Raw genomic sequence first — 22,133 nt, forward strand, 5'->3', positions numbered from 1 at the left:
GATTTTATTCATTTTTAATGTGGCGGTGAAATAGAGGTGTGAACTCTTTTAGAATATTTGCGTTACAAACCCATCCTATTTCTCAATCATCAAATTACAGACGAAAAAAAACCGCGACTAGTTAAAGTTGCGGTTTTTTAGAATGTGGCGGTGAGATAGAGATTTGAACTCTAGAAGGGCTACAAACCCTTGCCGGTTTTCAAGACCGGTGCTTTCGACCACTCAGCCATCTCACCTGAAGTTGTACAAGTATACAGGAGCTAAAAACACTCCTTTTTGCTTTTAATATTTAAAAAGCAAAAAACCGCTAATCTTTCAATTAGCAGTTTTTCTTAATGTGGCGGTGAGATAGAGATTTGAACTCTAGAAGGGCTACAAACCCTTGCCGGTTTTCAAGACCGGTGCTTTCGACCACTCAGCCATCTCACCTGAAGTTAACAAATAAGCATTAAAAACAATGCTTGCTTGAGAACGAGGCGAATACTAAAGTCTCTCTAATAAGTTGTAAAGCACTATTTTAGCTTTTATGCTTGTTTTTAGTTTGTTTGCTAGAAAAACAGCCAGCTTGCTTTGTTTTTCAGCAATTTATAAAAGTTAGAAGAAGGAATAACACGATGTCAGAAAAAAACGCCTGCCGTTGCCCCTGGTTAGACACAACAAAGTTAGATTATGTTCAATACCACGATGAAGAATGGGGTATTCCAGTATACGATGACAAAAAGATGTTTGAATCACTTGTATTGGAATCAGCGCAGGCTGGTTTAAGCTGGTACACCATCCTAAAGAAGCGTGAGGGTTATCGTAAGTTGTTTGCAGACTTTGAGGTCACCAAAGTAGCAAAGTTCACTGATGATGATGTAGAGCGCTTAATGCAAGATGCTTCAATAGTTCGTTACAGACGTAAGATAGAAGCAGCGATTAATAACGCGAAGAGATTTATTGAAATACAGAATGAATTCGGTAGCTTCACTAAATTTATATGGTCATACGTAGATAATGAAACTATTGTAAATAGCTTTAATACCATTGAAGATTATGTTGCTACCTCACCTATTAGTGATGCGTTAGCTAAAGACTTAAAAAAACGTGGCTTTAAGTTTTTAGGTTCAACGACACTGTATTCACATTTACAAGCGACAGGTTTAATCAACGATCATTCGAACAATTGCTTTAGAAAGAACGCAGTTAATGTACATGTAAAACCCGTAATAGGCAGCATACTTGACTAATAATCAGGCTGATTACTGCACAAAATAGAGTAATAAATTATAAACGTTGCCAAGTAGTAGAGTTAAAGTGGCGTTAATGTTGATAATTTTATTACTCGTGCCGCGCGTTTTTAGTACTCTACATGGTCAAAAGGAAAAACTATATTAAATGCTTGTTACAAAAGATAACAAATAATTGCCCCTTTTAAACCAAGCTAAACGTAGTATTTTAAAAATCTCCATGCCATAATATGTCATAAGGAACTAAGTTAGCGTAAGTCAGTTATGTATGAAAAGTAAGAAAAACTTGAACTTATCTAAAATGACCTTATCTTAGTTTATAACAAGTAAATAGAATTACATTCTTAAGGAAGTTTTATGCAATCTAATATGAGTTTTCAAACGGCGAGTAAAAGTTCGGCGATAGAAATTAATAAAGTATTGAAAAATACTTATATGTTGTTATCAATGACACTTGCGTTTAGTGCCGTAACAGCTGGCGTTTCAATGGCAATGAACCTATCACACGGTGTTGCACTTGTTATGATGTTAGTCGCGTTCGGTTTAATGTTTGTTGTGAACAAAAAAGCTGATTCTGCTAGTGGTGTTTATTGGATTTTTGCTTTTACCGGTTTAATGGGCGCATCATTGGGTCCTATGCTTAGCGCATACGCTGCAATGGATGGTGGCCCTGCGATGATTATGCAAGCGCTTGGCGGTACTGCATTAATATTTTTCGCACTGTCAGGTTATGCGCTTACGAGTAAAAAAGACTTCTCATTTATGGGTGGCTTTTTAATGGTTGGTTTGATTGTTGTTGTTGTTGCAAGTCTTGCTAACATCTTCTTTCAAATCCCTGCTCTTTCATTAGCGGTAAGTGCTGCGGTTATCATGATTATGTCTGGTTTAATCTTGTATGATACAAGCCGTATAATTAATGGTGGCGAACGTAACTACATTCGTGCCACAGTTTCTTTGTACTTAAACATATACAATATTTTTGTACATTTATTATCGTTACTTGGTGTATTCGGCGGCGATGATTAGTAAATATTAAAAATTTACGCTAAAAAACATTATATTCATTTATAATGTTTTATAATAAAAGCCTCGCGATTGCGGGGCTTTTTTTTACCCTTTTATAGCCCTTTATTATCTTTTTTATAGTTTGGATGTGTTGTGAAAACTCTTGCTGTAGTAGTAACTACTCCCCCATATAGCCCTTTAACAGTAACAGCATTATCGTATGTTGAGACAGCCTTAGTCGCTGGCATAAATGTTATTGGTGTATTCTTTTATCAAGATGGTGCAATGCATGCGAATGAAAATATTAGTATTGCCAGTGATGAATATCAGGCAATAGCGCACTGGCAACGATTACAGCAACAGTATCAGTTACCTTTACATATTTGTATTACTGCTGCTGAAAAACGCGGTATAGCCTGTGATTCGATAGATAACGAACAAATAAACCAAGCATTTACCGTATCGGGCTTAGGTGAATTGGTAGAGTTAACAACAAAAGCAACACGCTTGGTGCAGTTTTAATGATCTCATCAGATACACAAATAGAAGATAATTTATCCCAACAGAATGGTCTAGCAATCATAAACAGCAAAGCCCCTTTTAGCAGTGACTACGGAAAAGATGCCCTAGATGTTGCATTAATATTTGGCTCGTTTGAGCAAAAAGTGTCGCTATTTTTTCAAGGTGATGGTGTTTATCAATTAATTGCTGATCAAGATGCCACTTTAGTGTCCATTAAAGACTATTTAAAAACATTTTCAGCGTTTGAGTTCTACGATATTGAAGACATCTATGTTTGCCAACAGTCGTTAGTGAATAGGCAGCTTGACGAGGCATTTCATATTAATGATGTGCAAGTATTAGCGAGTGTTGAGTTTGGTAAAGCACTTAATAGCCACCAACATGTACTTAGGTTTTAAGGATAGTTACTATGAGCACTTTACATTTAGTAAGGAAATCAGCTTTTACCACCAATGACTTCGCACAATGCTTAAGTGTGTTAGACCAACAAGACTCTATCGTGTTGATGGATGATGGTTGTTATAACCTTAAGCACCCTTTGATGGATAGTTTAATCAAGCGAGCGAATAGTACGATTTCAATTAATGTTATTTCTAATCATGCACAGGCTAGAGCTATTGAAACGCTAGCAGTGGTGAAACAAATCAAAATGAATGACGTAGTTGAGCTTACCTTTACCCATCAGAAAGTGATCACATGGCAATAACATTAACTTTTGAAAACACTATAATCCCGACAGATAAACAAGGTTATTTACTTGATCACCTACTGTGGCAGAAAGAATTAGCACTGGTTATGGCTGAAAATGATGAGTTTGAACTAACAGAGGCACATTGGGAGGTCATAAAATTTGTTAGGCAGTTTTACTTAACTTATAATACTTCGCCGGCTATCCGTGCGTTGACTAAGGCGATGAAGGCCGAATTTGGTGAAGCTAAGGCAAGCAGTCGTTATTTATATAAGTTATTTCCAGAAGGCCCCGCGAAACAAGCAACTAAGTACGCCGGTTTACCAAAGCCTGCTCGCTGTATCTAAACGTTAACTAAATACCTCACAAGTAAGGGTATATCTATAACCATTACTTTTACACTTTAATATTAACCTGGAAGCCACTGTTACCTGTTGGTGCTGGTAAATTGGTAGGGTTGGCTGATTGAATAAGCAGTAATGCCATTTGCCCTTCTAATTCTTGCTGACTTTTAGCTACCGCTGCGCTTAGAAATTCTGCACCAGACGTAGCTTTCGATGCTACAGAACTATTTTGACCTAAACTAACTGACATAAACTCTACTCTTCGTGTGATACCAATTTCAATATAGTTCTATCGGCAAAATGATTAATAACTTAAGCCTGTAAACCCTTAATATGGTTGTTAACCAAAAAAAAGCGCATATTACTAAGTAATATGCGCTTTTTAAATTCGCTTAGTTAAATTAAGCGAACTTTATTTTAACGGTAAGCTAGGAACTGTAATTCCAGCCATTTCAAGCATAACTTGAACAACTTGACAGCTATAACCAAACTCATTGTCATACCAAACGTATAATACAGCGCGATCACCATCAACAATTGTTGCTTGTGAATCAACAACACCTGCGTAACGTGAACCTACTAAATCAGTAGAAACAATTTCAGTTGAAGCAGTGTAATCAATTTGATTTTGCAAAGGAGAATTTAATGAGATATTACGTAAATAGTCATTCAATGTTTCTTTATCAGTCGATTTTTTCAAATTCAAGTTCATGATAGCCATTGAAACATTTGGCGTTGGAACACGAATAGCGTTACCCGTTAATAAGCCTTTAAGCTCAGGTAATGCTTTAGCAACTGCTTTTGCAGCACCTGTAGTACTGATAACCATATTCAATGGAGCACTACGTCCGCGACGAGGTGCTGGATGATAGTTATCAATTAAGTTTTGATCATTAGTGTATGAGTGAATAGTTTCAACATGACCATTGCGAATACCGTATTCATCATTAAGCGCTTTTAATACCGGCGTAATCGCATTGGTAGTACAGCTAGCTGCAGAGATAATTTTATCAGTGGCTAAAATCATGTCTTGGTTAACACCATAAACGATATTTTTGATATCGCCTTTAGCAGGAGCAGTTAATAATACTTTAGCAACACCTTTTGATTGTAAATGCTGACCTAAACCATCTTCGTCAGTCCAGATACCTGTGTTATCAACAACTAATGCATCCTTAATACCATGCTCAGTGTAATCTACTTCAGCAGGTGATTTTGCATAGATAACCTTAATAAAAGCACCGTTAGCTTTAATTACGTTATTTTCTTTGTCGATAGAAATGCTGCCGTTAAAAGCACCGTGAACTGAATCACGACGTAATAAACTTGCGCGCTTCTCTAGGTCATCACCGCCTTTGCTTGGGCGTAAAACGATAGCACGAAGATTTAATTTAGCATTTGGTCCAGCACGTTCTATTAATAAACGCGCTAAAAGACGACCGATTCTACCAAAGCCGTAAAGTACTACGTCTTGGCTTTTTTTATCTGAGTTTTCGCGGCTCTCTGCTGATAATTCTTTATCTAAATATTGTTCAATAGAAAGATCATTGGCTTGGCCAAGGTATAAATAGTTATAAGCTAACTTACCTACATCGATGCGTGCAGGGGCTAAATCCATTTTGTTAATTGCTTCTACAAAAGGGTAACTTTCACGTAAACGCAATTTATTTTCTTCATGTAAAGCAACAGACTTATGCGCTTTAATGATATCAATAGAAGATGAATTTAATAATGGGCGACCATAAACTAAAATTTCAATGCCTTTGTTGCGAAAAAGCTGTCCAATAATTGGTTGCATATTTTCAGCGAACGTTTGACGTTCTTGCCAGCTTGCTTGATACTTTTCCTCAAGATGAGAAGTCATTACTTAAACCTTTTATTTCAGTCAATTGAACATTAGGCTATTATCTCAGAGTACTAAAAGTGATAATAACTAGTGGAGAGTAGATTTACAGGCGTATTGTAATTCAGTATGAAATATTTCTCTATAGTCTACAAAAAACTTTTTGGTATTTTTATGATTAATTTTCGAAAAATAAAGCAACTAAAATCCTCTTATGGCATGAAGTGTGGAACAGCTTTCTTAGCGCTATTTCTAACTGGTTGTGGAGATAATGTTAACTTAGCGCAACTTTGCCAAGATAATGAAGAGATATGTAATGAATTTGGTCAAGATAGTTGGTGTAAAAGCCAACGGATAGATGTGGCATTAAATCGAATAAAAGTTAAAGATGACAACCTTGATACCGCTAAATATAAGTTACTTATTGCGTATGAAGGTTACATCAAATGCATGTCACTGGCTTCACAGATCCAACACATAAAATTAAAAGAGAAAACAACTCTTAGAAAAAACAATTTATTAAAAGCTAAAGCCAATTTATCGCTGTTGTCTGAGCAAAGTGCAGACTCTAAACACCCTCACCTACTCTATTATTATTGGTCAAGGGAGTCTAACGAATTGGCTTTAGAAGAGTTTCTACAATTAGAAGGCTCGGCTATTCTTGAAAATTCAACCGCACAGTATCATTTAGCAACATATTATATAAAACGTAATACGAAAAAAACATTGGGGTTATTATACCGAGCGTTAGAGCTTCACCAACCAGGCACTTATATCTCTCCTGAAGTATTACAAACATTGGCAACAATCTTCACGCAGAAAAAACAATATAAGCAGGCGTATATTTGGTTACGCATGTATCAGCTTTTATTAGATAAACCAGATGACATGATCGAGACGAGTTTGAATAGCTATCAACAAGCAAAAATATTAGATGCTGATTTTCTTGATAAAGTAGCGAGCACTACCTTAGCTAAAATTGAAGCAGGAAAATTCACAAGCCCGAGTTACTAACTCTTATAAAAACAGGATAAGAAAGGTAAAGAATAAGCACTGGTACTTATTCTTTACTCATATAAAGGGCTATTCTGAATAGAACTTCAAGCTAAGTGAATTAACACAATAACGTTTACCTGTCGGTTTTGGTCCATCATCAAAGACATGTCCAAGGTGAGACTGACAGTTATCACACTGGATCTCGACACGTTGCATACTGTGTGACTCATCTGACTTATAAGCGACTTTAGTTTCAATTGCAGCAAAAAAACTAGGCCAGCCACATCCAGCATCAAATTTACTATCGCTACTAAACAAGGGCTGTTCACAGCAGGCACAATGATATATGCCCTGTTGCCAGTGATCGTTATAAATGCCACTAAAGGGTTGTTCTGTAGCCGCTAAACGACATACTTTATAAGCGGCATCAGTTAGCTTATCTTTATATTGATCATTATTGTTCATGGTCTTTACCTTTAACCATCAACTAAGATGGTTTCTTTGCCCTTTGTTGACCACTGAACATGATATTTTTTGCCAGCGGTTTTATCTATACGTTCAAAAGTGTGAGCACCAAAAAAATCTCGTTGGCCTTGTAATAGATTAGCAGGTAATGTTTCACTACGCATGGAATCATAATAAGCAAGTGATGAAGACAATGCTCCTATAGGTACGCCTTGCATTGTTGCATGACAAATAGCCTTGCGCCAATTTAGCTGACGATTATTAAGTTCCTTAACAAAATAGTCATCTAACAATAAGTTATCTAAATTTTCATTACGCGCATATGCATTCGTTATCGACTGTAAGAATGCGGCTCTTATGATGCAACCAGCACGCCAAATTTTAGCAATACTAGCAAAATCTAACACCCAACCATGTTCTTTAGCCGCAAGTTTCATTAACTGGAAACCTTGTGCGTAAGCACAAATTTTAGCGCAGTACATTGCATCATGTAATTGTTCAATAACTTGTTGCTGCTCAGCTGCAGATAAAGGTGCTTGCTGAGGACCGTCCAATAACGAAGAGGCTTGAGTTCTCAATTCTTTAAATGAAGAAATAGAACGTGCATATACCGCTTGAGCAATAGTTGGAGCTGGGCAGCCCACTTCTAAACTGCTCATAGCAGTCCAAAGACCGGTACCTTTTTGCCCTGCTTTATCTAAAATCAACTCAACAAGTGGCGTATTGGTATCAGTGGACTTGTGGCGTAATACTTCAACGGATATTTCCATCAAATAACTGTCTAATGGACCTTCATTCCACTCGGCAAAAATATCCGCAATTTCATCACATGTTAAATTCAGCCCTGATTTTAATACATGATAGGCTTCACAGATAATTTGCATGTCAGCATATTCAATACCGTTATGGACCATCTTGACATAATGACCCGCTCCCGCTGGTCCAATATAAGCAGCACAAGGCTCACCTTCAGTGATAACTTGTCCTGGCTTAGTACGGTCTATCGGTTTACCTGTTTTAGTATCAACTTTAGCAGCAATAGCTTCCCAAATAGGTTTAACGCGAGCCCACGCATAAGGAGATCCACTTGGCATTAATGATGGCCCAAAACGAGCGCCAACTTCGCCCCCTGATACTGCAGAAGAAAACAATAAGAAGTTACTCTTGTACTTCTTTTCTCTAGCAACCGTATCGGTCCAAAGGCTGTTACCTGTATCAATGATAATATCATCAGGTTGAATGCCTGCACCAATAAGGTTTTCACATACTTGATCAACCGGTGCTCCTGCAGGAACACTTAACACAATGAGGTGTGGAGCTTTAAGTTGAGACAATAATTCAGTATAAGACGAACATCCATAAACACGTGGAGTACTAGTTACATTTTCAGCTTCATCTTGAGCAATGACCCCTTGAACTTTTTCATCACTTAAATCGAATGCCGCAATATTAAAGCCATTATCAGCTAAATTAAGCACCAGGTTTTTACCCATAACGCCTAGGCCAATAAAGCCAATGTCACACAACACTTTATCTTGTGTCATAAATGTTTATCCTATATCAAATAAGGTCAATAGCTTCATTTAATCAGCTATTCTTCAAAATTTTTCGCATTCTACCATCTATTTTCAAAAGTATTGTACAAAATGAATAAATAATTAAGTTCAATAAGGGTATTTTCGTAATTTAGTCAAAATATTACCATATAAATGAAAATAGCCGTCATAAACACCATCTTTTTCTTGTATTAATCTCAAAATGGTGTAATTTTACTACATAATGAATTTGAGAGGTTATCCATGAAAATTAAAGTTGGTATAAATGGTTTTGGCCGTATTGGTCGTTTTGTATTCAGAGCTGCTGTAGAGCGAAATGATATTGAAGTTGTTGGTATCAACGATTTAATGGACATTGAATACATGGCGTATATGTTGAAGTATGATTCAACACATGGCCGTTTTAAAGGTACTGTTGATGTTGTTGACGGAAAATTAATTGTTAACGGTAATCATGTACGTGTCACTGCAGAACGTAACCCTGAAAATTTGAAATGGAATGATATCGACGTAGATGTTGTTGTTGAAGCTACGGGACTATTCCTAACTGATGAGACTGCACGTAAACACATTACTGCTGGTGCTAAGCAAGTTGTTTTAAGTGCACCCTCAAAAGATGATACCCCTATGTTTGTTTGTGGTGTTAACTTAAATGAATATAAAGGCCAAGAAATAGTTTCTAATGCTTCATGTACTACAAACTGTTTAGCACCTATTGCTAAAGTCTTAAATGATAATTGGGGCATCCAAGATGGCTTAATGACCACTGTACATGCGACAACAGCCACTCAGAAAACAGTTGATAGCCCATCAACTAAAGATTGGCGCGGTGGTCGTGGTGCAGGACAGAACATTATACCTTCAACTACTGGTGCTGCTAAAGCGGTAGGTAAAGTCATTCCAGCGTTAAATGGTAAACTAACTGGCATGGCATTTCGAGTTCCAACGCCTGATGTCTCTGTAGTTGATTTAACCGTTAATTTGATTAAACCTGCAACTTACGCTGAAATTTGTCAAGCGATGAGCGCTGCCGCTGAAGGCGAGTTAAAAGGTATTTTAGGGTACACTGAAGATGCTGTTGTTTCTAATGACTTCATTGGTGAAACCTGCACTTCAGTATTTGATGCTAAGGCAGGCATTGCGTTAACTGATACTTTCGTTAAAGTTGTTTCTTGGTACGATAATGAAATTGGTTATTCAAACAAGGTGTTAGATCTTGTTGCTTTCATCAGCCAATATGAAAAATAAATAATACTTGTCTAATAAGTTAGATAAACAAAAAAGCTAGGTCAGTGACCTAGCTTTTTTTTATGCGTTATAGTAAATAATCTACTATCTAGCGAATTGTGCTATTAATTTGTTGCAATACTAGTTGAGGATCAACAGCTTTTGTAATTGGACGTCCGATCACCAAATAATCTACGCCAACATCAATTGCCTGTTTTGGCGTCATGATTCTTTGTTGATCATCTTGTGCTGAGCCAGCAGGTCTAATGCCTGGAGTAATCAGTTTAAATTCTTTACCCAAGTCAGCCTTTAATTGTTCTGCTTCCCAAGCTGAACAGACAACGCCATCTAAGCCACTTTGCTTAGTTAAGTTAGCTAAAAAATTAACTTGCTCTGCCGGTGTTTTATTAATACCTAAGCCATAAAGATCTTCTTGTCCCATACTTGTTAGCACGGTTACGGCTATTAACAATGGAGCATCATTTCCATAATTATCTAATGCCTGTTTCGCTTTAGTCATCATCTGACTGCCACCACTAGCATGCACGTTTACCATCCAAACACCCAAATCAGCAGCAGCAGTAACCGCTTTTGCAACTGTATTAGGAATGTCATGAAATTTTAGATCAAGAAAAACGTCAAAACCTTTGCCGGTAAGCTGCTTAACAAATTCAGGACCGAAATAGGTAAACATTTCTTTGCCGACTTTTAAGCGAGCATCAGCAGGCTGAATTTTATCAACAAAAGATAAGGCATCTTGTTTTTTATCAAAGTCTAAAGCGACTACTACTTTTGGATCGTTCATGGTTTTTCCTGTATTTAAAACAATAGATTCCCGACAACTCTTTACATGGAAAATTCAGGAATGACAATAAGTTAATTCCCGCTCTCAATGTCGAGAATAATAATAAGTTTGCTATTGGTAGCTATTAAAACTAATAATGATTCGTTTCAACGTTGTAAAGTGCAAGAGCAAAGAGAAAGCACGGAGCTGACGAATGTCAGTGAGTACCTTCGATGAAGCTATTGGGTTTTACAACAAAGAAAGGGATTATTATTCCCCTTCTAGGCCACGAATGGGTTTGAGCTGTTCCCATTCATGACACGATGGACAAGACCAGTAATGAATTTGACTATTAAAACCACAGCTACGGCAATCATACCTGTGCTTAACTTTCAAATATTCGCCAATTAATTCTTTAATTAAGTCTAAACTATCATCATTGACATCGACTTGAACTTGATTGATTTGCATATTAACGAAGTGTTCAAAGCCACGAATAGTCGGTCTACGCTTTAGTGCTGACAAAATAAAATCTAATGCTTTTTTCTTACCGTGTTTATTTTCTACATGGCTAAGATAACAAATTAAGGCACTAGAGCTAGCTGTCTCGTCATAAACCTTTTTAATAAAGGCATAGAATTCATCCAGTGCATCTAATCGAGTATAACAAGCTAACATCTGATCAATGACATCAGGAAAGAACTCATTATCTTGATGATAGATAGCTTGGTAGCACTTAGCAGCTAACTCACATTGTTCGTGGTTTTCATAAATCTTTGCCATCAACCAATTAGCACGGCATGAATTGGGATCAAGTAGCAGCGCTTGCTCTAATAATTCGATCACCTCAATAAATTGATCTTTTTCAAAGGCAGTTGTCGCTAATTCACAATAAAAATTAGCTAGTGTATGTAATGAACGTTTATCGTTATATTTAACAATTAATTTTTGTCTATCTATGCCGTGCTGCCAATCTTTAGTGGATTGAAATATTTTTAATAAATAGGTTAAAGATTTTAGACCGTAGTCCTTTGACTTTAATAATTTAATAAACATAGTTTCAGCACGGTCATATAAACCTGCGCTTAGGAAGTCTTTTCCTAACTCAAAGACCGCTTGCTGCTTATCTTTAGTAGGCAAGTGATTAAGTCTAACAAGATGTTCATGAACTTTTAATGCACGGTCTAATTCGCCACGTTTACGGAATAAATTGGCCATAGCGAAATGGGCTTCAACACTATCGTCTTCAACTTTTAAAGCATCAAGGAGTGAATCGATAGCTTTATCTTGTTGATTAGATAATAAATAATTCAACCCTGTAGAGTATTTTATCGATAAATCTTGTTTTGCAATTTGTTGGTTTTGTTTGATGCTATTACGGCCCATAAACCAGCCATAGGCCATGGCAACAGGTAATAATAAAAAGAGTAATTCAATCATTAGCGCTCTTGAGACAAGTTATAAAGAGGATTAGGAAAAATAGTATTATCTACTTTTCCTGGGATTTATTTTTCGCAAGTGCCTTTTTACTTTTTCGTACTATACGCCAAAGGATAGTAACAAGCAGGCCTAATGCAAAACCTAATCCGGTAAATAAACTTACGGCGGCAGCTACAGTTATTTCTGTACGCGCAACCAAATAGTTTAATGTGAGTAATTGATCGTTTTGGCTACCGAAAATAAACGCTACGGCAAGTAAAACTAAAATAAAAAAGAGTGTTATATATAATCGCACTTTCATCAGCCTTATCAAATTCTGCCCAAAAAAAACGGCATGGTTAACATGCCGTTTATTATCTAATTTTTTAGTTAGCTTTGCAATTTATGCTACAGAAAGATTAACTCTTTCGCGTAACTCCTTGCCTGGTTTAAAGTGAGGAACGTATTTACCGCTTAACTCAACCGATTCACCAGTTTTTGGATTTCTGCCAACTCGTGGAGCGCGATAATGCAATGAAAAACTACCAAAACCTCGAATTTCAATACGCTCTCCTTTTGACAAGGATTGCGCCATCAATTCTAAAATTTCTTTTATAGATTTTTCCACTTCTTTAGCGGATAAATGACTTAATTTATCGGCTAATTTTTCAATAAGTTCTGACTTAGTCATTCTGACCTCTCAGTATTTACCTAGCACCGCGCAATTATTACTAACTAGTATAAAATTATAGTAAAAATTGGCTCCGCCAATGGCGTTAAAAATAAGAAAAGAGTATCACCACGATAGTGATAAATACTCTTTTCACCTGCTGTATTAATTACAGCACCATTGCAAAGTAAAACTATTTCCGGTTAAGGAAAATTAGTTTTTAGCGTTTTTAAACGCTGCAGCCATAGCACTTAAACCAGTTTCTTCTACTTGGTTTAGGTTATCCATTGCTTCACGTTCATCAGCTTGATCTTTTGCTTTGATAGATAGACTAATAGTACGGTTCTTACGATCCACACCCATAAATCTAGCTTCAACGTCGTCACCAACTTTTAATACTGTAGATGCATCTTCGATACGTTCTACAGAGATGTCGCTAACACGAAGGTAACCTTCAACACTTTCAGCTAACAAGATAGTTGCGCCTTTAGCATCAACTTCAGTTACCTTACCGTTAACAATAGCACCTTTTTTCTTATCTGCAAGATACATATTGAACGGGTCGTCTTCAGCTTGTTTAACGCCTAACGAGATACGCTCACGTTCTGGGTCAACTTGAAGAACGATAGCGTCGATTTCATCGCCTTTCTTATAATCACGAACAGCTTCTTCACCGCCAGCCCATGAAATATCAGATAAGTGAACTAAACCATCAATGCCGCCGTCAAGACCGATAAAGATACCAAAGTCAGTGATTGACTTGATTTTACCAGATACTTTGTCGCCTTTGTTGAAGTTTTTAGCAAACTCTTCCCAAGGGTTAGCAATACACTGTTTAAGACCTAAAGAAATACGACGACGTTCTTCGTCAATTTCTAATACTAGAACTTCAACTGTGTCACCTAAGTTAACAACTTTAGATGGGTGGATGTTTTTGTTAGTCCAATCCATTTCAGAAACGTGAACTAAACCTTCAACGCCTTCTTGGATTTCAACGAAACAACCGTAGTCAGTTAAGTTAGTTACGCGACCAGAAAGTTTAGAACCTTCTGGGTAACGGTTAGCAATTGCTACCCATGGATCTTCGCCTAACTGCTTCATACCTAGAGATACACGAGTGCGCTCACGGTCGAATTTCAATACTTTAACTTGTATTTCATCGCCAACATTTACGATTTCACTTGGGTGCTTAACGCGTTTCCAAGCCATATCTGTGATATGTAGTAAACCATCAATGCCGCCTAAGTCAACAAATGCGCCGTAGTCAGTAAGGTTCTTAACGATACCTTTAACTTCTTGGCCTTCTGCTAATGACTCAAGTAATTCATCACGTTCTGCACTGCCTTCAGCTTCGATTACAGCACGACGTGAAACAACTACGTTATTACGCTTTTGATCAAGCTTAATAACTTTAAATTCTAGAGGCTTGCCTTCAAGGTGAGCAGTGTCACGTACTGGACGAACATCTACTAATGAACCTGGTAAGAAAGCACGGATATCGCTAACTTCAACAGTGAAACCACCTTTAACTTTACCGTTAATAACACCGATAACAGTTTCTTTTTCTTCGTATGCTTTTTCAAGCACTTGCCATGCTTCGTGACGTTTTGCTTTTTCACGAGATAGAATAGTTTCACCGAAACCATCATCTGTTGCATCTAAGGCTACGTCGATCTCATCGCCAACAACTACTTCAACTTCACCAGCAGCGTTTTTAAATTGATCAATTGAGATAACACTCTCAGATTTTAAGCCAGCATCAACAATTACATTGTCTTTGTTAACGGCTACGATTGTTCCGCGGATGATTGAACCCGGACGTGTTTCGATTTCTTTTAAACTTTCTTCAAAAAGTTGCGCAAAATTTTCAGTCATAACTTGTTATAAACTCAGCTATTAATCCATTCAACGTCATTGTTTCATGGGGTGGTTAAGTATGCCCAGTGCATCCATACAGTAGGCTTTCTATTAAAAGTTCTTTAATGCTAGCAGATATTAATGATTTAGCTAGCTTAAAACTGGTTGTTTACGTTAACTTGCCATTGGCAAACATAAGGATTTTATTGACTACTTCTGTAATAGAAATATCCGTAGAATCAATAGTTAACGCTCCTTCTGCCGGGATAAGTGGAGCTACCTTGCGGTTTTGATCTCGCTCATCTCGTTGACGTATGTCGTCCAAAAGGCGCACGATGTTAACATCAATCCCTTTTTCTTTCAACTGATTAAATCTTCGTTCAGCCCGTTCTTCCGCGCTAGCAGTTAAAAATATCTTCACTGGTGCTTTCGGAAAAACAACGGTTCCCATGTCGCGACCATCTGCAATTAAGCCAGGGCTAACGCTAAAAGCACGTTGTCTTCGCAATAGTGCTTCTCTAACACGTGGAAATGCTGCTACTTTCGATGCTAATCCGCCAACTTCTTCAGTACGAATAATTTCAGTAACATTTTCACCTTCTAAAATAACTTTAGCTTCACCTTGACTATTAATTTCAAATTGAACATCTAAATGAGCAGCCATAGGGATAAGAGGCTCTTCGTCATCTAATGCAAGTTGGTGATGCTGAATAGCAACTGCTAAGACGCGATAAATAGCCCCACTGTCAAGAAGGTGCCAACCTAATTGATCCGCAACTATCCTTGCAACGGTTCCTTTGCCAGCCCCACTTGGGCCGTCAATGGTTATAACTGGAGTGCTTTCCTGCATACTTTTTTTCTCCTAACATCAAAATCGGCGCAATTATACGGGATTTATAGAGTAATACCAATCGGACTAATTTAATTGATATAATATCGCGTAAAAATGTTTGTCTCTAACTTTATTAACAAGAAACTTGTGCTAGCTTGTCAAAATAGTCAGGAAATGTTTTAGCCGTACACTTAGGATCATTAATAGTAACGGGTGTATCACTCAAAGCAACAAGAGAGAAACACATAGCGACTCTATGATCGTTATAGGTATCAATCTCTGCATGTTTCAGTGATTTTGGTGGAGTAATTGAAATATAGTCTTTGCCTTCAACAACCTCAGCTCCAACCTTTCTTAGTTCCGTAGCCATTGCATTTAATCGGTCTGTTTCTTTTACTCGCCAGTTATATATATTTCTAATGGTCGTTGTACCTGTCGCAAATAGTGCTGTGGTAGCAATAGTCATTGCCGCATCAGGAATATGATTCATATCCATATCTACTGCGGTCAATGGCTTACCTATAACGGTGATTGATTCATCCTTCCAATGAACTTCTGCGCCCATTTTTTCAAGAACATCGGCAAAATGCTTATCTCCCTGAACACTGAGTTTACCGACACCATGAACAGTGACTGTTCCACCTTTAATAGCACCTGCAGCTAAGAAATATGAAGCAGAAGATGCATCACCTTCCACCATATATTTATCTAGCGCTTGATATGCCTGATTACCGTTAACGCTGAAAGACTTATAGTCATTATTTTGAACACTAACACCAAACCGAGACATAATATCAAGCGTAATATCAATATAAGGTTTAGAAACTAATTCACCAACAATTTCTATTCTAGTATTGGTTTCTAATAAAGGTGCAATCATCAAGATTGCAGTTAAAAATTGGCTGGATATAGAACCATCGATGGTCACTGTATTGCCCGTTAATGCTTTACCTTTAATTCTTACCGGTGGATAATCTTTATTTTCCAAATATTCTATATCGGCATCAAGCTGGGTTAAAGCATCAACTAAGTGACCAATCGGCCGCTCTTTCATTCTTTCTTCACCCGTTAAGATAAACTCACCTTCACTTGCCGCTAGTGCAGCACACAATGGGCGCATCGCCGTACCTGCGTTACCTAAGTACAGCTCCAACGGCTCTTTAGTATTGAAAAAACCACTATTTCCAATAACAGTACACTCAGTACCACAATCGCTTAACGTATATTCAATACCAAGGCTTTTTAACGCATTTAGCATATGGTTGATGTCATCACTCACTAATAAATTAGTGATTTTTGTAACACCATTAGCTAACGCCGCAATTAACAAGGCACGGTTAGATAAACTTTTAGAACCAGGTAAAAATATTTCTCCATTAATTTTACCTATTGGCTTTAATGTTAACTGTTCCACTTTATCTATTCCTCTTTTCAAACTTTTGCATAAAGTCTACGAGCGCTTGTACACCTTCAATAGGCATTGCATTATAAATACTTGCGCGCATACCACCAACAATTCGATGGCCCTTAAGCGCTGTTAAACCAGCAGCCTCAGACTCACTCAAAAACTTTTCATTTAAAGTTTCATCTTTTAACCAAAAAGGAATATTCATCTTGCTACGATATTTTGTATCAATAGTATTTTGATAGAAGTCACTATCATCAATAGCTTGATACAATAACGCCGCTTTAGCTTGATTAATTTTAGCAATAGCTTTTACGCCACCTAGCTCTTTAAGCCACTGGAATACTAAACCCGCAAGATACCAAGCATACGTTGGAGGAGTATTATACATTGAGTCATTATCTGCAGCCAATTTGTAATTCATAATACAGGGTGTGGCTATTTGAGCATGACCCAGTAAGTCTTCACGAACAATAACAATGGTTAAGCCTGATGGGCCGATATTTTTTTGAGCACCAGCATAGATTAAGCCAAATTTACTGACGTCGACTTCATGGGATAAAATAGTTGATGACATATCAGCAACTAAAGGCACACCATTAGTTTCTGGTATTTCATTAATTTCGATACCGTTAACGGTTTCATTAGGGCAATAATGAACATAAGCCGCGTTGGGACTTATTGGCCATTCTGTTGGGTTAAGGACACTAATATTGCCATTATCTTCTTTGGTGATGTTAATAACATTAATATCACCAAAGTTTTTTGCTTCGGCTGCTGCTGCTTTAGACCATGAGCCATCAACAATGTAATCAGCAGTTTGTCCTGTGGGTAATAAATTCAATGGAACAGCAGAAAACTGTCCACGTCCTCCACCATGACAAAACAACACTTTATAATTATCAGGAATTGACATTAGCTCACGTAAATCAGCTTCTGCTTTTTCAGCCATTGCAATGTAAATACCACTACGATGGCTTAATTCCATCACAGAGCTACCCGTATCTTGCCAATTAATAAACTCTTGTTGTGCTTTTGCCATTACAGGTGTCGGCAACATCGCTGGACCAGCACAAAAATTAAAAACTTCTGACATTATCATTCCTACTAACTGCTATTTGAAATATTATTTCGTTAAAAAAACACATTAAAAAAGGCGGTTATTAGCCGCCCTTTTAAATGTTACTGCAACAATTACTCTTGATTGTCGTCTTGTGTGCTATCAGCTTCATCCTGTTGAGCACTATGCTCTGGATTGGGCTCCACACTTTTTTCAATGACTTCATCACCTTCAGCAACTTCTTCAAGCTCTGCTGGCTCTTCAATTTCATCAATACGTTGTAGTGCTACCACATGTTCATCATCAGCAGTACGTATCAAACGTACACCTTGAGTATTACGACCAATAACGCTCACTTCATTGACGCGAGTACGGACTAAAGTACCACTGTCAGTAATTAGCATTATCTCATCAAGATCTTCTACTTGAACCGCACCAACAACTTTACCATTACGTTCACTCACTTTAATAGAAACAACACCTTTCGTTGCTCTACTCTTAGCTGGATATTCTGCTAAGTCAGTACGTTTACCAAAACCATTTTCAGTAATGGTTAAGATAGGGCCATCATTTTTAGGGATAATGAGAGAAACAACTTTTTGATCACCTTCAAGCTTGATACCACGAACACCAGTACCGGTACGACCGATTGGTTTTAACGCCCATCGTTGTTCACCCGTTTCTGGATCAAGTTTTATTTCACCTGTTTCACTATCACGCACTTTTTCGTTAAAGCGGACAACTTTACCAGCATCAGAGAACAACATAATATCGTTAGTACCATCAGTAATATCAACACCGATTAAGGTATCATCATCACGAAGGTTTAACGCAATAATACCGTTAGCACGTTGATTAGAGTAGGCATCCAAACGGGTTTTCTTCACCGTTCCAGAAGCCGTTGCCATAACGATATATTTATCATCGGCATAATCACGCACTGGTAAGATAGCGGTAATTCGTTCATCACTCTCTAATGGCAAGATGTTTACAATAGGTCTACCTCTTGCTGTACGACTTGCTAGTGGTAATTGGAAAACTTTCAACCAATATAATTTACCGCGATCTGAGAAACATAAAATAGTGTCATGTGTATTAGCCACGAGTAAACGTTCAATGAAATCTTCTTCTTTCATCTTAGTCGCTGCTTTACCTTTACCACCACGACGCTGAGCTTCGTAATCACTTAAGACTTGATATTTAACATAGCCTTCATGCGATAGTGTCACTACAACATCTTCTTCAGTGATTAAGTCTTCTAAAGACAAATCATGTGAAGCATTAGTAATTTCAGTTCTACGTTCATCACCAAACTCATCACGAATAGCAACAAGTTCTTCACAAATCACTTCCATTAAACGAGCTGGCGTAGCCAAAATATGCATTAATTCTGCAATAAGGTCTAATAACGCTTTGTACTCGCTTAGAATTTTATCGTGTTCCATACCAGAGAGTTTGTATAACTGTAGGTCGACGATTGCTTTTGCTTGCTCGGCGGTTAGGTAATATAAACCGTCACGAATACCATATTCAGGTTCTAACCACTCAGGACGTGCTGCATCATTACCTGCTTCGCTGAGCATGTTTGCAACATTACCAAGTTCCCAACCTTGAGAAATAAGCTTTTCTTCAGATTCTTTTCTGTTGTTAGAATTTTTAATCATTTCGATGATTGGGTCTATATTTGCTAATGCAATTGATAAACCTTCTAAGATATGAGCACGATCACGCGCTTTTCTTAATTCGAAAATAGTACGACGAGTAACAACTTCACGGCGATGTAAAACAAACGCTTCTAACATCTCTTTAATATTAAATATTTTAGGTTGGCCATTGGTTAATGCCACCATATTTAAACCAAAAGAGACCTGCATTTGCGTCAGTTTGTATAAGTTATTTAAAACAACTTCACCCACTTCACCGCGCTTGATTTCAATAACCATACGCATGCCATCTTTATCAGACTCATCACGTAAAGCAGAAATACCTTCAAGACGTTTATCTTTAACAAGCTCAGCCATTTTTTCAATTAAGCGTGCTTTGTTTACTTGATAAGGTAGTTCATGAACAATTATGGTTTCTTTACCCGTGGTTTCATGTACATCAATACTTGCACGTGCACGAATTTTTATTTTACCGCGACCCGTTCGGTACGCTTCTTCGATACCTGCACGACCACTAATAATACCTGCCGTTGGAAAGTCAGGTCCAGGGATGTGTTCTAAAATTTCTTCAAACGTTAATTCACTGTTATCAATAAGCGCTAAACAGGCATTGATTACTTCAGTTAAATTATGCGGAGGAATATTGGTTGCCATACCAACAGCAATACCTGAGGTGCCGTTAACTAATAAGTTAGGTACGCGGGTTGGCATAACCGCTGGTATATGTTCTGTACCATCATAGTTAGGTACAAAATCAACGGTTTCTTTATCTAAATCGGCAAGAATAGAATGTGCAATTTTAGACATTCTAATTTCGGTATAACGCATTGCTGCTGCGCTATCGCCATCAACAGAACCAAAGTTACCTTGTCCATCGACAAGCATGTAACGTAAGGAGAATGGCTGTGCCATACGAACTATTGTATCGTAAACTGCAGTATCACCATGAGGGTGATACTTACCTATTACATCACCAACCACACGGGCTGATTTCTTATAGGCTTTGTTCCAATCATTACCTAATACATCCATGGCGAATAACACCCGGCGATGTACAGGTTTTAAGCCATCACGAACGTCAGGCAATGCACGCCCAACTATTACACTCATGGCATAATCTAAATAGGAGGTTTTTAGTTCATCTTCAATATTAACTGGAACTATTTGTTTGGCCAGATCGGACATAAATCGATGGTATCCCTTAACTAATTCTTTTGCTTAACAATACTAGCAATATAGCGAGGCTAATTTTTAGTAGTAAATAAACGGTATTTTAAAGATTTTATTGTTATCTAATAGACACTAATAATAGTAATCAACGCAGCATACTAGCATAAAAATTGTTGATGCCATACAGCTTTATTTAAAGGTTTTTTTAGGGGTAATAATCAGCTTAAAAAAGCATCTAAAAAGCCTAGATTTGATCTATCCCCTTTGCTTAAAAATGACTTTCGTTTAGAATCGAATTATTGAAAGTCAATTTAAAGTAGTGAATGTATGTCAAGCCAACCCCTTAACGTAAATGAAGATGAAATCGCAAAGTTCGAACAAGTTGCTAGCCAATGGTGGGATTTAACTGGTGACTTTAAACCTTTACATCAAATTAACCCATTAAGAGTACAATTTATAAGTCAGCATATTGCTCTTCAAAGCGAAGGCATTCATCCGAAGAATGGCTTTTATGATATGCAAATTATTGATGTTGGTTGTGGCGGCGGTATCTTATCAGAATCACTCGCAAAACTTGGTGCCAACGTAACGGGCATTGATATGGGCACCGAACCACTAAATGTTGCAAAATTACATGCGTTAGAAACTGGCGTATCCATTAATTATCAAAAGATTACTGCCGAAGAAAAAGCACTGCAAAATCCAGGCACTTTTGATGTAGTTACTTGTATGGAAATGCTAGAACATGTTCCTGATCCAGCATCAGTGATTCAAGCATGCTCTACTTTAGTTAAGCCTGGAGGCTTGATATTCTTTTCAACCCTCAATAAAAGTATTAAATCTTATCTACTAGCAATACTTGCAGCAGAGAAACTTCTCAAAATAGTACCTGATGGTACACATGACCATGATAAGTTTATTAGACCTTCTCAACTTATTGGTTGGGCAGAAGAACACGGATTAAAGTGTATAGATGCCAGTGGTATCCATTACAATCCGATCACAGGAAATCATAAGCTCAATGATTCACTCGATGTTAATTATATATTGTGTTGCCGCAAGCTTTAAAAATAACTAACCCTAGTTGTTTATAAAGTTCAAAACTTGGTAAATTCGATGGTTCAGGTACGTGCAGAATAATTGTTGTATAAACAATCAAGTTGTTTAAACATTAATCTGTGCTTACCTTGATTCTTTAACATACTGTAAAATAACGAATTTAATTTGGTTATACTAATTCACTATAGCGTACTTAAATATTGAACAAAAATAATTTATAAAAATAATTTCCCTTAAAAAAAGTAAAATAATCGTTGCTTTTAGTAAATTCCAAAATCAAATTGTCTTACTAGGTTAGTCATCACTAACCCTGAAATTACGGCAAAAATAATCACAAA

The 22,133-nt window shown here is 37.3% G+C and carries 22 protein-coding genes and 2 tRNA genes; 9 read left to right on the forward strand and 15 right to left on the reverse strand.

Annotated features, from left to right (window positions below; translation table 11 throughout):
- Nucleotides 1-145: 145 nt before the first annotated feature.
- Both ESZ36_RS00185 and ESZ36_RS00190 read right to left on the reverse strand, forming a co-directional pair.
- Nucleotides 146-236: transfer RNA gene (locus tag ESZ36_RS00185), tRNA-Ser, on the reverse strand.
- Between the two features lie 102 nt (nucleotides 237-338).
- Nucleotides 339-429, reverse strand: a tRNA-Ser gene (locus ESZ36_RS00190).
- Between the two features lie 185 nt (nucleotides 430-614).
- Here ESZ36_RS00190 and ESZ36_RS00195 point away from each other — a divergent pair.
- From ESZ36_RS00195 to ESZ36_RS00220, 6 genes are all read left to right on the forward strand, one after another.
- On the forward strand, nucleotides 615-1,229 hold the full coding sequence (locus ESZ36_RS00195) for a DNA-3-methyladenine glycosylase I (protein WP_146781885.1): 615 nt from the start codon (nucleotides 615-617) through the stop codon (nucleotides 1,227-1,229).
- A 357-nt stretch (nucleotides 1,230-1,586) separates the two neighbouring features.
- Complete coding sequence (locus ESZ36_RS00200; protein WP_211357740.1) at nucleotides 1,587-2,255, forward strand: Bax inhibitor-1/YccA family protein; 669 nt, start codon at nucleotides 1,587-1,589, stop codon at nucleotides 2,253-2,255.
- A gap of 132 nt (nucleotides 2,256-2,387) precedes the next feature.
- Complete coding sequence (gene tusD, locus ESZ36_RS00205) at nucleotides 2,388-2,756, forward strand: sulfurtransferase complex subunit TusD (protein WP_146781888.1); 369 nt, start codon at nucleotides 2,388-2,390, stop codon at nucleotides 2,754-2,756.
- Entirely contained in the window at nucleotides 2,756-3,154 is a 399-nt protein-coding gene (tusC, locus tag ESZ36_RS00210; RefSeq protein WP_146781891.1) for a sulfurtransferase complex subunit TusC, read from the forward strand. Before tusD ends, tusC begins: the two co-directional genes overlap by 1 nt.
- Nucleotides 3,155-3,165: 11 nt before the next feature.
- Nucleotides 3,166-3,462 carry a sulfurtransferase complex subunit TusB gene (tusB, locus tag ESZ36_RS00215; RefSeq protein ID WP_146781894.1) on the forward strand — a complete coding sequence of 99 codons (297 nt, stop codon included), beginning with the start codon at nucleotides 3,166-3,168 and terminating at the stop codon, nucleotides 3,460-3,462.
- Nucleotides 3,453-3,791 carry a TusE/DsrC/DsvC family sulfur relay protein gene (locus tag ESZ36_RS00220; RefSeq protein ID WP_146781897.1) on the forward strand — a complete coding sequence of 113 codons (339 nt, stop codon included), beginning with the start codon at nucleotides 3,453-3,455 and terminating at the stop codon, nucleotides 3,789-3,791. The genes tusB and ESZ36_RS00220 overlap by 10 nt, the downstream gene beginning before the upstream one ends.
- 49 nt (nucleotides 3,792-3,840) lie before the next feature.
- Here ESZ36_RS00220 and ESZ36_RS00225 read toward each other — a convergent pair whose 3' ends face one another.
- Entirely contained in the window at nucleotides 3,841-4,038 is a 198-nt protein-coding gene (locus tag ESZ36_RS00225; protein ID WP_146781900.1) for a hypothetical protein, read from the reverse strand.
- Nucleotides 4,039-4,200: 162 nt separating this feature from the next.
- Nucleotides 4,201-5,652, reverse strand: a complete 1,452-nt coding sequence (locus ESZ36_RS00230; protein WP_011043158.1) for a glyceraldehyde-3-phosphate dehydrogenase — start codon at nucleotides 5,650-5,652, stop codon at nucleotides 4,201-4,203.
- Nucleotides 5,653-5,805: 153 nt separating this feature from the next.
- On the opposite strand from ESZ36_RS00230, the gene ESZ36_RS00235 reads away from it, so the two are divergent.
- Complete coding sequence (locus tag ESZ36_RS00235; protein ID WP_246128933.1) at nucleotides 5,806-6,645, forward strand: DUF2989 domain-containing protein; 840 nt, start codon at nucleotides 5,806-5,808, stop codon at nucleotides 6,643-6,645.
- A gap of 69 nt (nucleotides 6,646-6,714) precedes the next feature.
- Here ESZ36_RS00235 and msrB read toward each other — a convergent pair whose 3' ends face one another.
- A complete protein-coding gene (gene msrB / locus ESZ36_RS00240) occupies nucleotides 6,715-7,092 on the reverse strand; it encodes a peptide-methionine (R)-S-oxide reductase MsrB (RefSeq protein ID WP_146781903.1) in 378 nt (125 codons plus the stop codon).
- Nucleotides 7,093-7,103: 11 nt separating this feature from the next.
- Nucleotides 7,104-8,636 carry an NADP-dependent phosphogluconate dehydrogenase gene (gene gndA / locus ESZ36_RS00245; protein ID WP_146781906.1) on the reverse strand — a complete coding sequence of 511 codons (1,533 nt, stop codon included), beginning with the start codon at nucleotides 8,634-8,636 and terminating at the stop codon, nucleotides 7,104-7,106.
- Between the two features lie 255 nt (nucleotides 8,637-8,891).
- Between gndA and gap the strand changes: the two genes are divergently transcribed.
- Nucleotides 8,892-9,896 carry a type I glyceraldehyde-3-phosphate dehydrogenase gene (gene gap / locus ESZ36_RS00250; RefSeq protein ID WP_146781909.1) on the forward strand — a complete coding sequence of 335 codons (1,005 nt, stop codon included), beginning with the start codon at nucleotides 8,892-8,894 and terminating at the stop codon, nucleotides 9,894-9,896.
- Between the two features lie 88 nt (nucleotides 9,897-9,984).
- Here the strand turns inward: gap and pyrF are convergent, their stop codons facing one another.
- The 9 genes from pyrF to gyrA all read right to left on the reverse strand — a co-directional run bounded on the left by pyrF (nucleotide 9,985) and on the right by gyrA (nucleotide 20,751).
- A complete protein-coding gene (gene pyrF, locus ESZ36_RS00255; RefSeq protein ID WP_146781912.1) occupies nucleotides 9,985-10,680 on the reverse strand; it encodes an orotidine-5'-phosphate decarboxylase in 696 nt (231 codons plus the stop codon).
- Nucleotides 10,681-10,929: 249 nt separating this feature from the next.
- Nucleotides 10,930-12,099: a lipopolysaccharide assembly protein LapB gene (lapB, locus tag ESZ36_RS00260; RefSeq protein WP_146781914.1), complete on the reverse strand. Its 1,170-nt coding sequence runs from the start codon at nucleotides 12,097-12,099 to the stop codon at nucleotides 10,930-10,932.
- A 49-nt stretch (nucleotides 12,100-12,148) separates the two neighbouring features.
- Complete coding sequence (locus tag ESZ36_RS00265) at nucleotides 12,149-12,400, reverse strand: lipopolysaccharide assembly protein LapA domain-containing protein (RefSeq protein ID WP_146781917.1); 252 nt, start codon at nucleotides 12,398-12,400, stop codon at nucleotides 12,149-12,151.
- Between the two features lie 81 nt (nucleotides 12,401-12,481).
- Nucleotides 12,482-12,769, reverse strand: coding sequence for an integration host factor subunit beta (gene ihfB / locus ESZ36_RS00270; RefSeq protein WP_011043150.1), 288 nt, complete (start codon nucleotides 12,767-12,769; stop codon nucleotides 12,482-12,484).
- A 192-nt stretch (nucleotides 12,770-12,961) separates the two neighbouring features.
- A complete protein-coding gene (gene rpsA, locus ESZ36_RS00275) occupies nucleotides 12,962-14,623 on the reverse strand; it encodes a 30S ribosomal protein S1 (RefSeq protein WP_146781920.1) in 1,662 nt (553 codons plus the stop codon).
- A gap of 151 nt (nucleotides 14,624-14,774) precedes the next feature.
- Entirely contained in the window at nucleotides 14,775-15,455 is a 681-nt protein-coding gene (gene cmk / locus ESZ36_RS00280; protein ID WP_146781923.1) for a (d)CMP kinase, read from the reverse strand.
- 115 nt (nucleotides 15,456-15,570) lie between these two features.
- Nucleotides 15,571-16,851 (reverse strand): 3-phosphoshikimate 1-carboxyvinyltransferase, encoded by a 1,281-nt coding sequence (gene aroA, locus ESZ36_RS00285; protein ID WP_146781926.1) that lies wholly within the window; start codon nucleotides 16,849-16,851, stop codon nucleotides 15,571-15,573.
- A 1-nt stretch (nucleotide 16,852) separates the two neighbouring features.
- Entirely contained in the window at nucleotides 16,853-17,938 is a 1,086-nt protein-coding gene (serC, locus tag ESZ36_RS00290; protein ID WP_146781929.1) for a 3-phosphoserine/phosphohydroxythreonine transaminase, read from the reverse strand.
- A gap of 98 nt (nucleotides 17,939-18,036) precedes the next feature.
- The gene (gene gyrA, locus ESZ36_RS00295) at nucleotides 18,037-20,751 is read right to left on the reverse strand and encodes a DNA topoisomerase (ATP-hydrolyzing) subunit A (protein WP_146781932.1); all 2,715 of its coding nucleotides are present in this window, start codon (nucleotides 20,749-20,751) and stop codon (nucleotides 18,037-18,039) included.
- Nucleotides 20,752-21,063: 312 nt separating this feature from the next.
- Between gyrA and ubiG the strand changes: the two genes are divergently transcribed.
- Entirely contained in the window at nucleotides 21,064-21,804 is a 741-nt protein-coding gene (gene ubiG / locus ESZ36_RS00300) for a bifunctional 2-polyprenyl-6-hydroxyphenol methylase/3-demethylubiquinol 3-O-methyltransferase UbiG (RefSeq protein WP_146781934.1), read from the forward strand.
- Nucleotides 21,805-22,133: the final 329 nt, after the last annotated feature.

Origin of the sequence: Colwellia demingiae (assembly GCF_007954275.1) — a bacterium.
GTDB classification, from domain to species: domain Bacteria; phylum Pseudomonadota; class Gammaproteobacteria; order Enterobacterales; family Alteromonadaceae; genus Colwellia; species Colwellia demingiae.